Source organism: Nonomuraea sp. LP-02, assembly GCF_036289125.1.
Classification (GTDB): Bacteria; Actinomycetota; Actinomycetes; order Streptosporangiales; family Streptosporangiaceae; genus Nonomuraea; species Nonomuraea bangladeshensis.
In genome coordinates this window covers 3,574,337-3,587,895 of record NZ_JAXCLK010000001.1, presented here as the reverse complement: position 1 = coordinate 3,587,895, position 13,559 = coordinate 3,574,337, and the positions used below count along the sequence as shown (strand labels likewise).

Annotated in this window: 17 protein-coding genes; 5 read left to right on the top strand and 12 right to left on the bottom strand. The window is 70.8% G+C overall.

Translation table 11 applies throughout. From position 1 onward, the window contains the following. Window positions 1–158: 158 nt before the first annotated feature. The 4 genes from SMD20_RS16720 to SMD20_RS16705 all read right to left on the bottom strand — a co-directional run bounded on the left by SMD20_RS16720 (window position 159) and on the right by SMD20_RS16705 (window position 2,553). Window positions 159–1,262 (bottom strand): ATP-binding protein, encoded by a 1,104-nt coding sequence (locus tag SMD20_RS16720; protein ID WP_329581601.1) that lies wholly within the window; start codon window positions 1,260–1,262, stop codon window positions 159–161. Window positions 1,263–1,371: 109 nt separating this feature from the next. Then, on the bottom strand, window positions 1,372–1,791 hold the full coding sequence (locus SMD20_RS16715; RefSeq protein WP_329581599.1) for an ATP-binding protein: 420 nt from the start codon (window positions 1,789–1,791) through the stop codon (window positions 1,372–1,374). Between the two features lie 47 nt (window positions 1,792–1,838). Further along, a complete protein-coding gene (locus SMD20_RS16710) occupies window positions 1,839–2,123 on the bottom strand; it encodes a hypothetical protein (protein ID WP_329581598.1) in 285 nt (94 codons plus the stop codon). Window positions 2,124–2,265: 142 nt separating this feature from the next. Next, on the bottom strand, window positions 2,266–2,553 hold the full coding sequence (locus SMD20_RS16705) for a hypothetical protein (RefSeq protein ID WP_329581597.1): 288 nt from the start codon (window positions 2,551–2,553) through the stop codon (window positions 2,266–2,268). 275 nt (window positions 2,554–2,828) lie between these two features. Here SMD20_RS16705 and SMD20_RS16700 point away from each other — a divergent pair, with 275 nt between their 5' ends. Then, the gene (locus SMD20_RS16700; RefSeq protein WP_329581596.1) at window positions 2,829–3,656 is read left to right on the top strand and encodes a helix-turn-helix domain-containing protein; all 828 of its coding nucleotides are present in this window, start codon (window positions 2,829–2,831) and stop codon (window positions 3,654–3,656) included. Then, on the top strand, window positions 3,647–3,853 hold the full coding sequence (locus SMD20_RS16695; protein WP_329581593.1) for a DUF397 domain-containing protein: 207 nt from the start codon (window positions 3,647–3,649) through the stop codon (window positions 3,851–3,853). Before SMD20_RS16700 ends, SMD20_RS16695 begins: the two co-directional genes overlap by 10 nt. A 94-nt stretch (window positions 3,854–3,947) precedes the next feature. Here the strand turns inward: SMD20_RS16695 and SMD20_RS16690 are convergent, their stop codons facing one another. After that, a complete protein-coding gene (locus SMD20_RS16690; protein ID WP_329581591.1) occupies window positions 3,948–4,853 on the bottom strand; it encodes a universal stress protein in 906 nt (301 codons plus the stop codon). 160 nt (window positions 4,854–5,013) lie between these two features. On the opposite strand from SMD20_RS16690, the gene SMD20_RS16685 reads away from it, so the two are divergent. Both SMD20_RS16685 and nhaA read left to right on the top strand, forming a co-directional pair. Further along, on the top strand, window positions 5,014–5,910 hold the full coding sequence (locus tag SMD20_RS16685) for an alpha/beta fold hydrolase (protein ID WP_329581588.1): 897 nt from the start codon (window positions 5,014–5,016) through the stop codon (window positions 5,908–5,910). Between the two features lie 113 nt (window positions 5,911–6,023). Then, the gene (nhaA, locus tag SMD20_RS16680) at window positions 6,024–7,319 is read left to right on the top strand and encodes a Na+/H+ antiporter NhaA (protein WP_329581585.1); all 1,296 of its coding nucleotides are present in this window, start codon (window positions 6,024–6,026) and stop codon (window positions 7,317–7,319) included. Window positions 7,320–7,322: 3 nt separating this feature from the next. Here the strand turns inward: nhaA and SMD20_RS16675 are convergent, their stop codons facing one another. Together SMD20_RS16675 and SMD20_RS16670 are read right to left on the bottom strand one after the other, a co-directional pair. Continuing rightward, a complete protein-coding gene (locus SMD20_RS16675) occupies window positions 7,323–7,805 on the bottom strand; it encodes a hypothetical protein (protein ID WP_329581582.1) in 483 nt (160 codons plus the stop codon). Between the two features lie 36 nt (window positions 7,806–7,841). Next, window positions 7,842–8,765, bottom strand: coding sequence for a ferritin family protein (locus tag SMD20_RS16670; protein WP_329581579.1), 924 nt, complete (start codon window positions 8,763–8,765; stop codon window positions 7,842–7,844). 143 nt (window positions 8,766–8,908) lie between these two features. Here SMD20_RS16670 and SMD20_RS16665 point away from each other — a divergent pair, with 143 nt between their 5' ends. Then, window positions 8,909–9,568 carry a DUF305 domain-containing protein gene (locus tag SMD20_RS16665; RefSeq protein WP_329581577.1) on the top strand — a complete coding sequence of 220 codons (660 nt, stop codon included), beginning with the start codon at window positions 8,909–8,911 and terminating at the stop codon, window positions 9,566–9,568. On the opposite strand, the gene SMD20_RS16660 is transcribed toward SMD20_RS16665, so the two are convergent. From SMD20_RS16660 to SMD20_RS16640, 5 genes are all read right to left on the bottom strand, one after another. Beyond that, entirely contained in the window at window positions 9,550–10,428 is an 879-nt protein-coding gene (locus SMD20_RS16660; RefSeq protein WP_329581574.1) for an AMIN-like domain-containing (lipo)protein, read from the bottom strand. The genes SMD20_RS16665 and SMD20_RS16660 overlap by 19 nt on opposite strands. A gap of 101 nt (window positions 10,429–10,529) precedes the next feature. Continuing rightward, entirely contained in the window at window positions 10,530–11,279 is a 750-nt protein-coding gene (locus tag SMD20_RS16655; RefSeq protein ID WP_329592577.1) for a sulfite exporter TauE/SafE family protein, read from the bottom strand. Between the two features lie 42 nt (window positions 11,280–11,321). Further along, complete coding sequence (locus SMD20_RS16650; RefSeq protein ID WP_329581572.1) at window positions 11,322–11,888, bottom strand: rhodanese-like domain-containing protein; 567 nt, start codon at window positions 11,886–11,888, stop codon at window positions 11,322–11,324. A gap of 12 nt (window positions 11,889–11,900) precedes the next feature. Continuing rightward, a complete protein-coding gene (locus tag SMD20_RS16645) occupies window positions 11,901–13,205 on the bottom strand; it encodes an MBL fold metallo-hydrolase (protein ID WP_329581569.1) in 1,305 nt (434 codons plus the stop codon). 80 nt (window positions 13,206–13,285) lie between these two features. Then, window positions 13,286–13,555 (bottom strand): metal-sensitive transcriptional regulator, encoded by a 270-nt coding sequence (locus SMD20_RS16640; RefSeq protein ID WP_091076783.1) that lies wholly within the window; start codon window positions 13,553–13,555, stop codon window positions 13,286–13,288. Window positions 13,556–13,559 lie beyond the last annotated feature (4 nt).

Here is a 13,559-nt window from a genome sequence, read left to right as displayed (position 1 = left end):
TTGCATCAATCGGTCGCCCTCCGGGCCGCTGTACGGCCAGCGAACGAGCACGTCCAGGCGTTTGGTGCCGGCGGCGTACTCGCGGTCGAGGTAGCCGCCGCCGTTGACCAGGCAGGGACCTGTGGTATTGAAATATCTTGCTCAGGGTGGCGGCATGGTCACAGTCTGCCACCAATTGAGTCTGGGGACCCAAAGATCCTCGTGCGGACCTCGGCCAGCTTCTCGTCGGTGAAAGGTCCCTGCTGTTCCCGGCGTAGCAGGTCGGCGCACAGGGGCGAGTGCCGCAGCAGGAACTGTCGGTAGATCGGGTTTGCGATCTCCGGTGCTCCGGTTCTCCGGATAAGGCCCAGATCGCGAACGTAGGAGACGTCGTCGTCGAAGGACGCGTCCGCGCCCGGCAGTGTGCCCTCCATGATCGCGCGGATCACCTGTTCCACCCGAGGCTCGTAGAGTCGCGCCATGAGAGCGTCCAGGTGGACGGGCCGCTCCTGGATCAGCCGCTCCTTGGCCTCATCGACATGTGCGGTGGCGATGGCGCCGCTCGTCCCCATCCGGAACGTGATCTCGTCGGCGAGGGCGTTGACCAGCCAGGGCTGGCCCTGGGTCAGGTTGAAGACCCGGTCCACCGCGCCTTTGGTGAACGCTTGGCCGGTCGCCTGGCTGTGCTGGTCGTACAGTTCGGCGATCTGGTCGGCGGTGAAGTCGCCCATCCGCAGTGACTCGGTGATGATGGCGAACGGGCCGGCCGGATTCGACCAATCGCGGTTGCCCCCCGAGGCGACCTTGTAGTGGGGCACGTCGCGGTGCCCGCACAGCACCACGGACGAAGGGAAGGGACGGCCCTCATGCCGGGCGTTGTGGCCGTCGCGAAGCTGGCTGAGAATGCTGACCAGGCTGGCGCCGTGGAGGGCGTCGATCTCGTCCAGAATCAGGACTACCCGGCGGCGGCTGCGGCGGCACCATTCGCTCAGCGCCGCACCGAACCGGCTGCCCGGCGCTACCTGGGGCCAGGGATTCGGCGGCAGCAGTTCCTCGGGCAGTGTCGACAAGGCGGCGGCCTCGCGGAGCTTGTGCAGCAGGATCTCCTCCGCGGCGGCGTGGTCGTCGCCGGTCGTCCTGGCGGTCTCGCAGGAGAACATCAGGGCGGCGGTGTCGCCCTCGGCGTTCAGCTCGGCCTCCAGCGTGTGCAGCGCGGTCGTCTTGCCGGTCTGGCGAGGCGCGTGGAGCGCGAAGTAGCAGTCCCTCTCGATGAGCTCGCGCACCTGCGAGAGCTGCGGCGTGAGCGGCAGTATGTAGTGGCGCCTGGGGTCGCAAGGTCCGGCGGTATTGAAGAACTTCGCTCTTGGTGCTCGCATGGTCACAGCTTGCCACCTACTTGGTTGTTGCGCCGAGGGGCGAGCCCTCGCAGACGAACCAGACGATCTTGCCGTCCGGTGTCGGATCGACACCCCATCGCTCGGAGTAGGCCGCGACGATAGCCAGTCCGCGTCCGTGCTCCTCGTCCGGCCCCGCGGGTAGCGGAGTCGGCCAGACGGGGCTGTGGTCGGCCACCTCGCCCCGGACGCTTCGGCCCTGCCGGTGCAGGGAGAGGGTCACCGCGGACTTCGCGTGCACGATCGCGTTGGTGACGACCTCCGACACGACCACGGTCAGGTCGTCGGCCAGAGGGGACAGGCCCCACACCGCGAGGGCCTCGCGCACGAGCCGGCGCGCTGCGGCCACCGCTTCAGGTATGGCGGGCAGGTCCCAGCTTGCTTCCTTGCCGTCTCGTGCGGGGGGCGGAGCCGGCATCGGCGGGATCTCTCCCGGAGAGCCTCGATCGGGAAGGTCATGTGTGTTCACCGCGCCCACCCCTCCAGCAGGGCTGTCCAGAGCTTGATCGCCGCTGCCCTTTGCAGCCAGGGGCTCTCGCTGACGTGGGTGCTCGCGGAGGAGCGTACGGTGCGGCGGATGAAGGCCAGGCCTGCCGCCTCGCACAGCTCGTATGACGTGGGGATGCAGCCGCAGGTGTGACTCCTGACCCTGATGGACACGGCCCTGTCTGTGGAGGCAGACCAGCTGATCTTGGTGAGACCGTTCTTGGCTGGTTTGAGGTGTGCGCTGTGGAAATCCGACGTGCTCATGCCGACCGCTCTACGTATGCATACAGCGCCCGGCCGTGGATCTCGCGGAGAGCTGTTTCCGTCGCCTGGAATCTCGTGAAATCCGTCATATGCGAGGCTTTCCGGAATACCATTTCGGTGACGTCATGGCGAAGGCGCCTTATCATGCGCCCACCTCTGCGGCGATGATGGCGGCGGCATTGTCGGCATGGGCCACCACCCATCTGTCGCGCAGCCACAGCCGTGCCCACCATGGCCGCCAGGTGAACACCCAGCCGCAGTATCGGCGAATGGCGGTGATGTGAAGCCTGACGCCGGTCTTGGTGCACATCTGCAGGACGGGCGAGCCGGTCGCGGGCATGACCAGCGAGATGTCGTGGCCCAGGCCGCGCAGGTCCCAGCCCAGCCGGGCCAGGTGCCGGAATCTTTCGTGCTCTTCGCGTTCTGTCATGCTCCCGCCTTTCCGGGCTTTCCTGTGGGTACGGTCGAACGGCGAATAGCGGTGTCGAGCTATTTGCGCCGGACCGGGTGAATGCTGTGGGCAGGCTTCTGTGTCTGCGCTGGATAAGAAGGTGTGCGTTCAGCGTGCCTTCTCGGTGTAGTGGCGGGCGACTGATTCTCCAGGCCAAGACAGCAGGGCTAATGACGGCAGCCGGTCAGGTGTGGTTTAAAGGAGTCATCAACTCCGCGAGAGTTTCCGTTTTCTCCAGTAAGAGAGGAAATGTCATGGAGGTTGTGCCCTCGATCAATCCGGACTCTCCGCGCGTACGCTTCGGTGCAGAGATGCGGCGGCTGCGGGAGGCCGCCGAGCTCTCCCAGGCTGCGGTGGCGGCCCGGCTCGGCTGCACGCAGACGCAGGTGAGCAGACTGGAGAAGGCGAACCGCACGCCGTCACGGTCGGACGCCGAACGGCTGGACCTGCTCTTCGGCACGTCCGGCGGCGTCTCCTTCGCCCGGCTCTACGAACGCATCGTCGCCCAACCGGGAAACCCTCCCTGGTTTCGTAACTGGGCTGAGGAGATCGAGCCCAGCCTCCTCGTGCTGCGCTCGTGGGATCCCCTGCTCGTTCCGGGTCTCCTTCAGACCGAGGCATACGCTCGCCACATCTTCAGCCATGGGCCTCGGATCACGGCGGAAGAGGTGGATGAACGTGTCGAGGCTCGGATGCGGCGGCAGCGCGTCCTCGATCGGCAGGAACCTCCCATGCTGCTGATGCTCCTCGATGAGGGTGTGCTGTTCCGTAGGATCGGTGAGCCCGAAGTTATGTGCGAGCAACTGGGCCATCTGCTGGAGATGGCCCAACGACCTGGCCTCTTCATTCAGGTCGTCGATCCGGAATGCGTGGCCGGCTTGGCCGGGGCCTTCATGATTGCTGAGTTGCCCAACGGGCAACCTGATGTCGTCAGTTCAGACTCACCGACGCAGGCGCACATCACGGCGGACCGTGATGTCGTGGCCGCCATTTGGCAGCGGTACGAGGCGATCAGGGTGTGGGCGTATCCTGAGCGCGTATCCCTCCAGAAGATTGAGGAAGCGAGACGTACATGGATCTGAGTGCCGCCGTGTGGCGGAAGTCGTCGCGTTCTTCGGATAACGGCGGCCAGTGTGTGGAGGTCGCGATGAATCTTCCTGGAGTGGTCGCCGTTCGTGACAGCAAGGACCCGGATGGGCCCAAACTGCTGTTCACTCGCGATGAGTGGAAGGCGTTCATCGGCGGTGTCATGGATGGCGAATTCGATAGCCGGGCTTAGCTCTCTCGATTGACCTTCATCTCGCCTCTTACAGCACGGATTCTGGCACGCCTATCTTCGTCCCATTCGGACGGCTCACCGGAGTTCGCGGAGGTCAGTCCGGTGGGATTCTCGGTCTCAGGACGGCTGCGGGGGTCACCGCGACCGGGCACCCCGCTTCGGTCAGCGCGCTCTGCGTGACCGGCCCCAGGAGCAGGCACGGACGGGACTCGTTCCCCCGGTTGCCGAGGACGAGGAGCGCGGCGTCCTCGGCCGCGGTGAGCAGCGCGCGTTGCGGGCGTTCCGGTACGAACTCGGTGACCACCGGCACGTCCGGGTGCCGGGCGGCCAGGCGCGTCACGACCTCGCGGAAGCGGTCCTCGGCTCCTCTGCGCAGCGCGTGGGAGTCCACGAAGGGCAGCGGATCCGGCCAGGACGACGATCCGCAGTCCGTCCAGCAGCACAGCGCCGTCACGGTGCCGAGGCGCAGTGCGGCCTCGGCCAGGGCGAAGTTCAGGGCCGTGAGGCAGGCGGGCGAGCCGTCCAGGCCGACCACGATCCGGACGGCGCCGGCGGCGGGTGGCCGGAGCTCCGGGCGTACGACGACGACCGGGGTGACGCAGTGGGCGGGCACCTGGACGGCCGCCGACCCCACCCGCAGGTCGTCGAACCCGCCCTGCCCGCGAGATCCCAGCACGGTCAGCTCCGCCTCGCGCCCGACCTCCAGGAGGACCGCCGCGGGGGTGCCCCGTGCGAGGAGCCCCCGCGCCTCCACCTCGGGGGCGAGCTCGCGGGCGCGGCGGACGCCTTCGTCCACGACCCCCTGCGCCACCTGCTCGATCTGCGCCATCATCTCGGCGGAGACGGGCTTGGTGGTGTACGGCCAGTGCAGGGCATGACAGACCAGTACGGGCCGCCTCCGCAGCCGCGCCTCCTCGACCGCCCAGCGCAGCGCGTTCCGGCTCTCGGTCGATTCGTCGTAGCCGACCAGGATGGGCCGGCCGGTCTGGCCGTCGTTCACTGCCGCCCCCAGGAGAGGAACCCTCTGGTGCTGCCTTCCCCAGGGAAGGTGGGACGAGCCCACGGGAGAGCAAAGGCTCGGCCCGCCGCGCTGATACGGTGAACCTGGTGCGCCGGGAAGCCTGGTCGGCAAGAGATCGTTCGGCTTCCGGGAGACGCAGATGACCGATTCCCTCAGACAGCACCCCGCGGGTGACCTGGTCCTGGCCCGCGTGGGGGCGCGGACGGTGGAGTACCGCACGCACGGCGAGGGCCCCGGCACGGTCCTGGTGTTCCACGGCGGTCACATGCGGGCGCGGATGGCCCTGGGCGAGGACGTCTTCACCGGCGCGGGACTGCGGGTGCTCGTCCCCTCGCGTCCCGGCTACGGGCGCACCCCCTTGATCACGCCCACCGCCCCGGCGGAGGGCTTCGCCGACGACCTCGCCCGCCTGTGCGGGGAGCTGGGCATCGACCAGGTCGCGGCGGTGGTCGGCATCTCCGCCGGCGGGCGTACCGCGCTGACCATGGCGGCCCGCCACCCCGGCCTCGTGCGGCGGGTGATCCTGCAGAGCTCGGTCGCCTTCCTGCCCTGGCCCGGCCCGCGTACCCGTCTGGGCGCGCGGATCCTGTTCGGCCCCGGGACGGAGGCCGTCACCTGGGCGTTCGTGCGCGCGATGATCCGCTTCGTGCCGGAGCTGGGCCTGCGGGCGCTCACCCGCGACCTGTCCCTGCTTCCCGTCGGCCAGGTGCTGGCGCGGCTGAGCGCCGCCGACCGCGCCACGTTGACCGAACTGTACGCCTCGATGCGCTCGGGCCGCGGGTTCGCCGCCGACCTGCTCCCGGTGGCCGACTGCACCTCCCGCGTCGGCCAGCCTGCCCTCGTCATCGCCACCCGCAACGACCGTTCGGTGCCCTTCGCCCACGCCGAGTCCCTGGCCGCGGCGCTCCCACGGGCCGAACTGGTGGAGAGCCGCGCCGACAGCCACCTGATCTGGTTCGGCTCCGACTATCCCGCCGTCGCCGCCCGGATCCGCGCGTTCCTCGGGACCGAGCCCGGCGGGCCCGCGTCCGCGTAGCCGCGGCACCCGCCGAATCTTGCTGTTTGCCCGCTTTGATACGTTGTCACCAGGTGTGCCGGGAAGTCTGGTCGGCAGGTGATCGACCCGTACCCTGTCACGAGCGGAGACCCATGCCCGGCACCCCGACCCGTAACGCGCCACGCCTGCTCCGCCGGAGCAGCAGCTGGCCCGAGGCGCGCCGCATCGCCGACATCCTGCGCAAGGAGACCATCGGCGGCGCGCTGTTGCTGGCCGCCGCGCTGGCCGCGCTCATCTGGGCCAACTCGCCGTGGGCGCAGACCTATCAGGAGCTGCGCGCGGTCGAGGTCGGGCCCGCCGCGCTGCACCTGAACCTCGATCTGGCGACCTGGGCCGCGGACGGCCTGCTGGCGATCTTCTTCTTCGTGGCGGGGTTGGAGCTGAAACGCGAGTTCGTCGCGGGCGACCTGCGCGACCCGTGGCGGGCCGCGGTGCCGGTGGCGGCGGCCTTCGGCGGGGTCGTCGTGCCCGCTCTGGTGTACCTGGCGATCGCCGGGCCGGCCGGGGCGGGGCAGGGGTGGGCGATTCCCACGGCCACCGACATCGCGTTCGCGCTGGCGGTGCTGGCGGTGATCGGCCGCTCCCTGCCGGACGCGCTGCGTACCTTCCTGCTGACCCTGGCCGTGGTGGACGACCTCATCGCCATCGTCGTCATCGCCGTCTTCTACACCTCGCACCTGGCGGTGCTGCCGCTGCTGGGCGCACTCGTCCCGCTCGCGGTCTTCGGCACGCTGGTCCAGCGGGGTGTGCGGTCCTGGTGGCTGCTGCTGCCGCCGGCGTTCGCCACCTGGGGGCTGGTGCACGCCTCGGGCGTGCACGCCACCGTGGCCGGGGTGCTGCTGGCGATGACCGTTCCCGTCCTGTGGCGCAAGAACGGGAACGGACACGGGACCGGGCCGGCCGAGCACTTCGAGCACCGGTTCCGGCCGATCTCGGCGGGGATCGCCGTCCCCGTCTTCGCGTTCTTCTCCGCCGGGGTCGCGCTCGGCGGGCTGAGCGGCCTGGCCGGGACGCTGACCGAGCCGGTCGCCGCCGGGATCGTGGCCGGGCTGCTCGTGGGCAAACCGCTCGGCATCCTGGCCGCGACCTGGCTGGTGGCCCGCTTCACCCGCGCCACCCTGGCCGAGGGCCTGGCCTGGATCGACCTGCTGGGACTGGCCGTCCTGGCCGGCATCGGATTCACCGTGTCGCTGCTGATCGGGGAGCTGGCGTTCGGCGCGGGCGGCGCGGAACAGGTCAAGGTGGCGGTGCTGGCCGGCTCGCTCGCCGCCGCGCTCCTGGCGACGGTGATCCTGCGGCTGCGGGCGCGTGCCCACCGGCGCGTCCACGAGGCGGAGAGCGCCGACGCCGACGGCGACGGCGTCCCCGACCTCTACCAGACCTCCTGAACCTCACTTGGTCCAGACGGACTGGGCTCCGCTGTGGCCCGCCCGCACGATGGCGACGGTGCCGCCCACCCCGCCGACCAGGGCCAGGAGCGCCAGCACGATGATCACGCCGGCGTGCCACCGCGGTCGCGCGACGGCCCCTCCGGGGGCCGCCGGGCGCCCGCGGTGTCCCCTGAACCGGGTCGCCAGGGAGAGGCCCAGCGCGGCCGGCCAGAGCATGATGACGAACGGCAGCACCTGCTCGCCCTGCTCCTCGTGGGCCTCGATGAGCTCGTTCTCCCCGACCGTGGCCGCCAGCGTCTCGCCGCTGCTGATCGACAGCGGTACGGCGATCAGCGCGATGGTGGACACGAACAGCACCGCCGGCCACAGCCGCCGGGCCGCCGCGGGCCAGAACGCCATCACGATGGTGCCGAGCGCCGCGAGCGGCAGGCAGACGACGGCGGCATGCACGATCAGCGGGTGCAAGGGCAGTCCGGTGAACATGTTCCGTTTCCTGTGGAGTGGTCAGGACAGCTCTGATCAGGACAGCTCGTCCAGCGCCTGCTGGAAGGCACGGGCGTGTCCGGCCTCGTCCTCGGCGTCGTTCGAGAAACGTTCGGCCGCCTGGGTGTCGCCCGCCGCCTCGGCGCGCTTGGCGAAGGTCGGATACATGGTCTCGGACTCGTAGCGTTCGCCGGCGACGGCCTTGGTGAGGTTGGCGCGCGTGTCGCCGACCAGCCCGGCGAGCTTGGCCTCACCGGCGAAGTGCTCGTGCAGCTCCACGTCGGAGGTGCCGCGGAACAGTTTCGCCACGGCCGGGTTCTCGGCGTGCTCGGCGAACTGCCGGTACTTGGCGTACGCGAAGGCCTCGCCGTGCAGCGCCTTGTCCAGGGCGGTCCTGGTCCGCTGCGCGCGGACCTCGGGCGGCCCCTGCGGGACCTGCTCCGCCTCGGCCTTCGGCGGTTTCGGCAGCGTGCCCCGGCCGGACTCGACGGCGCGCAGCGCGGCGGCGAACGCCCGCGCGTGCCTGCCTTCGTCGCGGGCGACCTCGGAGAAGCGTCCGGCCGCCCGGCTGTCGCCCCCGGCCTTGGCCTCCTTGGCGAAGCCGGGATACATGGTGCGGGACTCGTAGATCTCCCCGGCCTCCGCGGCGCGCAGGTTCTCGGCGTCGCCGTGCACGAGGCCGGCCAGCGCGGCCGATTCCCTGAAGTGCTCGCCCAGCTCGACGTCGGCGGTGCGCTCGAACAGCCGGGCCACCGACGGCAGGTTCTCCCGCTCGGCCTGGGCCGCGTACAGACGGTAGGAGGCGTTGGCGAACGCCTCACCGCGCATCGACTGGTCGAGATCCTTCTGGGTCTGTGGACTGGGCGGGTCCGCCGGTGAGGCGAGCGCGGCGCCCATGGGCGTGCTCAGTGCGATGGTGAAGGCGCCGGTGATGAGTGCGCGTGCGGACAAGGTGATCATTTCGACCTCCCCGGCCGGGTACGGATACCTACGGCCATCAGGGGAGGGCTTGCCTGGACCGGGTAGTCGATAACGGTCGATATGGCAAAACCCAGCCAAGGACGCGAGCCCAGGTAGGTGTCGGATCGGCGTTTGGGGGACGCATGAAGCGACGCTGTACGAAGACCGCGATGGCCGCCGGAGCAGTCCTGGCCGCCGTCGCCGTGGGTCCCGGGGCCACGGCGACGGCCCAGGGTCCTTCGGACCAACCGACCTGCCCGGGAGCCGGGCAGACGCATCCCATCACCAGCGAGTACGACTACCTGTCGCAGATGGTGCCGCACCACGAGGACGCCATCACGGCGGCGCGGCAGTTGCGGCGTTCCGGGCGGCCCGAGATGCGGCAGCTCGGGCAGTCCATCGTCACGACGCAGACCGCCGAGGTCGGCGAGATGAAGGGCTGGCTGGAGCGGTGGTATCCGGGGAGCCCCGCGCCGAGCCCGCGCGCGACCACGGTGCCCGATCTGTCAGGGCTGTCCGGGGATCAGCTCGACCAGACGTTCCTGCGGCACATGATCCCGCACCACATGATGGCGATCATGATGTCGCAGCAGCTCCTCATGCACGGCGAGGCGCGACATGCCGAGGTGGCCGGTTTCGCCCGCAAGGTGCGCGACGGCCAGCGGGCGGAGGTCCGGACGATGTGGCGGTACCTGACTCAGTGGTTCGGGGAGCAGAGCCTGCCCTGCGTCCCGCATGGGCCCGGAATGCCAGGCATGCCCGGCATGACACCGGGGCCGCGCGGTCACGGCTCCAGGGACTGAGGGACCGAGTCCGTCGGGCCGTCCGGCTGCTGCGTCCTGCCCGCCGCGTCGTAGATCTTCACCCACTTGACGGACGGGAACTGCTTGAGCGTCGGCCTGATCTGGTCGGCCACGGTGAACGCCGCTCCGCCGCCGGAGACCCGGCCCGTCAGATAAACCCGGGCGACGCCGTTCCTGATGGTGAGCTTGCTGAAGCCGGTGGCCTTGGAAGTGACGAAACGCAGCCCCTGCGCCTTCTCCGCCTGCGTCGGGCCGGCGAACAGCCGCTGCAGCGCGCCGTACGCGGTGGCGGGCGCGGCGACCGGACGTGACACCGCCGTGGCGGAGCGGCCGGCGTTCATGAAGTAGGCGCGGACCGGCACCGTACGGTAGGGGGTCACGAGGTCGATGACGACGCGGCTCGGCCCGGTCAGCGTGTGGACGCGGAAGGGCACGCGCCTGGCCAGCCCGGCCCCGAAGGTGAGCGTGGCCTCGAAGTCGCCGGTGTTGACCACCTGGATGACTCCGGGCAGCGCGTACGTCCGGCGCACCGGCCCGTACGTCACGTCGCCGCGCCGGTCGTGACCGGCGGCCTGACCGAAGCGGATCTGCAGCAGCGCGTTTCCCGTGGCGGTCACGGGCTTCCCGGATCCGTCGGCGATCAGCTCGGACACGTACCGGATGTCACGCTGAGCGGGCACACGGCCGCGGAACTCGAAGACCAGCCGATCCAGGCCGTCGTGATGTGCGGCGCGGATGCCCACCAGGACGGGCGTGGCTGCCGGCCGCTGGACGGCCTGCGCGGGCACGGCGAGCAGACCCGTGGAAGCGGCGACCATCGCGGTGGCGATGAGGGGGCGGACCGGGAGCATGGCGACCATCTCTTTCCCCGTGAGTGCTCCTGATCTCAGGGTGCACCAAGACGCCGCAGGAAGATACCAGCAAATGTCCCTGTTTATCGGGCCTTTTCGTGGCGGCCCCGCTAGGCCCGCGCCTGCTGGACGAGCACGAAGACGCCCATGGCCAGCACGAACCAGCCGAACGCCGTACGCGCCCGGTGACCGTCGATCCGGCCGGCGAGGGAGCCGCCGGCGAGCCCGCCGACGACGGCGGCCGCGGTCACCGGGAGCGCCAGTGACCAGTCGATGGGCACGCTGTGCAGGTATCCGGCCAGTCCGGCCAGGGACTTCATGGCGATGACGAGCAGCGAGGTGCCCACCGCCACGCCCATGGGCAGGCCGCCGAGCAGGACCAGCGCGGGCACCACCAGGAAGCCGCCACCCGCGCCGACGAGCCCGGTGACCGCGCCGACGGCGACACCCTCGGCGATCACGTGGAGGACCGGCAGCTCGTGGTCGGCCGGCGCGACGCCTGGGGTGCGGCGGCCGCGGATCATGGCGATGGCCGTGGCGAGCATCATGGCCGCGAAGGCGGCCATGAGCAGCGCCTCGGGCAGGTGCGGGCCGATCAGCCCACCCGCGTACGCGCCCGCCATGCCGGCCGCGCCGAAGACGAGCCCGGTACGCCACCGGATCCGCCCCGCGCGGGCGTGCCCGATCGCGCTGACCGCGCTGGTGACGGCCACGATGAGCAGGGACATGGCGATGGCCTGCCTGGCGGGCACATCGGCGAGGTAGACCAGCACGGGCACGGCGAGGATCGACCCGCCGCCGCCGAACAGGCCGAGCGTGACGCCGATCAGCGCGGCGGCGGCCAGGGTCAGGACGATCATCATTACCCCCGGGGGTATCGACAGGTCATGGGGGAGCCCCGCTCAACCGCTCGCCCGGGAGAGGCGGGTCAACGTGGCTTCGACGTCCACCCCGCCGGCCCGGTTGTACGGCAGTTTGGACAGCAGCAGCCCCATGGCGCAGGTGTCGGTGAGCGCCGCGAACGTCAGGCCCGCCCCGACGAACCCGGCCACCAGCACCATGGCCGGGACCCAGAAACTCGCCACGACCGAGGTGAGCACGATGCTCCCGGCGGCGAGCCGGACCTGGCGCTCCAGGGGCCAGCGGGCCCGGCCTCTGTTGACGGGCGCGCCGGAGGCGATCCAGGCGTTCATGCCGCCGTCCAGGACCACGGCGTCGGGCAGCCCGGCGTCGCTCAGCGCCGCGCGGGCGCGTTCGGCGCGGCCGCCGGACTGGCAGACGAGCAGCATGCGTCCGCCCGCGCCGGCGACGATCCGCCGCAGATGCGCGTCGACCTGGTCGAGCGGCAGGTTGACGGCGCCGTCGATGTGCGCCGTGCCGTACTCGGCCGGGGTGCGCACGTCCACGACGAGGACGTCCGGGTCGGCCGCGATCAGCGCGCGAGCGGCGGCGGTGTCGATACGGGACATAGGTGCTCTCTCCTAATTGATCTTCTCAAGGACGTCGGCGACGCCCGCTCCGGTGAGCGCGATCGGCCGGTAGCCCTCGCGGGCGAGGTACGCGGCCGCGATGGCGGCGCGGCGGCCGGAGGCGCAGGCGACGAGCACCGGCCGCTCCCGGTCGAGCGCGTCGGGGACGTCCCGGGTGAACAGGTCGGGCAGGAAGCGCTCGACCGCGCCCGGCAGCCGTGCCTGCTCCCACTCGCCGGGCATCCGCACGTCCAGGAACTGGGCGTCCGGCCGGCGCAGGAGCCGCACGAAGGCATCGAGGTCCACGAGCCGGTAGGTCTGCGTGGCGTTCTCGCCGAGATCCCGTACGACGCCACGGACGGTGTCGACGCCGATCTGGGCGAGCTGGGTGACGGCCTCGGCGATCTCCTGGCCGGGCTCGGCGACCAGCGTGATCGGCTCGCCGCGGGGGAGCAGCCAGCCGGTCCAGCTGCCGAAGTCGTCGTCCATCTCGATGCCGTACGAGCCGGGCAGCATGCCCTCGGCCTGGACGTGGCGCGGGCGGAGGTCCACGACCTGACCGGTGGGCTCGCTGAGTTCGGGCACGCCGGTGGGCGGCATGGGCGGGACGCCGAGCATGTTCGCCGGGCCCATGTGCCGGTAGAAGGCCGGGATGGGCATCGGAGCGGCCAGCAGGGTGTCGGCGAACTCCTCGGGATCGTCGATGGCCAGCAGCGGGTTGTCCGTCAGCTCCGTGCCGATGGTGGAGGTCAGGCGGCCCGCGCCGGTCGCCGTGCAGAAGGAGCCTTCGCCGTGGGTGGGGTAGAGGGCGGTGCCGGGCGGCAGCGCGGCCAGCCGGCGCAGCGAGAGGTGCTGCAGGCGGGCCAGGGAACGGGCGCGTTCGGGCCCGAGCAGGTCGGGCCGTCCGGCCGAGGCGACCAGCAGGCTGCCGCCGGAGAACAACGCGACCGGCGCGCCGTCGATGAGCACCAGGTAGCTGGTGTGCTCCGGGGTGTGGCCGGGCGTGTGCACGGGCCGCACGGTCAGGCCGTCGCCGCCGTCGAAGTCCTCCAGGTGGAAGGCGGGCGTGTGCCGGTAGGCGGGGGCCGCGGCGGCGGGCAGCACCAGCTCGGCTCCGGTGCGCAGGGCGGCCTGCCCCGCGCCGGAGACGTAGTCGTTGTGCAGGTGGGTCTCCAGCACGAACCGCAGCTCGACGTCCCGCTCGGCGGCGGCGTCGAGAAAGCGGCCGATGTCGCGCTGCGGATCGACGAGCAGTCCGCGGCCGTCGTGGATCAGCAGGTAGGTCTGGTCGCCCAGGCCGGGCGTGCGGAACGACATGACTTCCATGGTCTGATACCCCCTGGGGTATGTGAAGGTCAAAAGAATGCGGCCACGGCATTCCCCGTGGCCGCAGGGCGTCAGGCGAGCGCCAGGAAGAGCTTCTCCAGCTCCGCGACGCTCATGGGCGGCTCGTCGCCGCGCCGCTCGCTGTCCTGGCAGTGTCTCAGGCCGGTGGCGACGATCTTGAATCCGGCCCGGTCGAGCGCCTTGGAGACGGCCGCGAGCTGGGTGAGGACCTTCGTGCAGTCCTCGCCCGCCTCGATCATCGCGATGACCCCGGCCAACTGGCCGTGGGCTCGCTTGAGACGGGTCAGCGCGTCGCCCACCATGCTCTCGTTCAGCTCCATGCGC

What these genes read in the sequence shown, in the direction of transcription:
- SMD20_RS16715 (WP_329581599.1), bottom strand. Translation starts at nt 1,791, where the DNA reads ATGCCGGCTCCGCCCCCCGCACGAGACGGCAAGGAAGCAAGCTGGGAC.
- SMD20_RS16710 (WP_329581598.1), bottom strand. Translation starts at nt 2,123, where the DNA reads ATGAGCACGTCGGATTTCCACAGCGCACACCTCAAACCAGCCAAGAAC.
- SMD20_RS16705 (WP_329581597.1), bottom strand. Translation starts at nt 2,553, where the DNA reads ATGACAGAACGCGAAGAGCACGAAAGATTCCGGCACCTGGCCCGGCTG.
- SMD20_RS16700 (WP_329581596.1), top strand. Translation starts at nt 2,829, where the DNA reads ATGGAGGTTGTGCCCTCGATCAATCCGGACTCTCCGCGCGTACGCTTC.
- SMD20_RS16695 (WP_329581593.1), top strand. Translation starts at nt 3,647, where the DNA reads ATGGATCTGAGTGCCGCCGTGTGGCGGAAGTCGTCGCGTTCTTCGGAT.
- SMD20_RS16685 (WP_329581588.1), top strand. Translation starts at nt 5,014, where the DNA reads ATGACCGATTCCCTCAGACAGCACCCCGCGGGTGACCTGGTCCTGGCC.
- nhaA (WP_329581585.1), top strand. Translation starts at nt 6,024, where the DNA reads ATGCCCGGCACCCCGACCCGTAACGCGCCACGCCTGCTCCGCCGGAGC.
- SMD20_RS16675 (WP_329581582.1), bottom strand. Translation starts at nt 7,805, where the DNA reads ATGTTCACCGGACTGCCCTTGCACCCGCTGATCGTGCATGCCGCCGTC.
- SMD20_RS16670 (WP_329581579.1), bottom strand. Translation starts at nt 8,765, where the DNA reads ATGATCACCTTGTCCGCACGCGCACTCATCACCGGCGCCTTCACCATC.
- SMD20_RS16665 (WP_329581577.1), top strand. Translation starts at nt 8,909, where the DNA reads ATGAAGCGACGCTGTACGAAGACCGCGATGGCCGCCGGAGCAGTCCTG.
- SMD20_RS16660 (WP_329581574.1), bottom strand. Translation starts at nt 10,428, where the DNA reads ATGGTCGCCATGCTCCCGGTCCGCCCCCTCATCGCCACCGCGATGGTC.
- SMD20_RS16655 (WP_329592577.1), bottom strand. Translation starts at nt 11,279, where the DNA reads ATGATCGTCCTGACCCTGGCCGCCGCCGCGCTGATCGGCGTCACGCTC.
- SMD20_RS16650 (WP_329581572.1), bottom strand. Translation starts at nt 11,888, where the DNA reads ATGTCCCGTATCGACACCGCCGCCGCTCGCGCGCTGATCGCGGCCGAC.
- SMD20_RS16645 (WP_329581569.1), bottom strand. Translation starts at nt 13,205, where the DNA reads ATGTCGTTCCGCACGCCCGGCCTGGGCGACCAGACCTACCTGCTGATC.
- SMD20_RS16640 (WP_091076783.1), bottom strand. Translation starts at nt 13,555, where the DNA reads ATGGAGCTGAACGAGAGCATGGTGGGCGACGCGCTGACCCGTCTCAAG.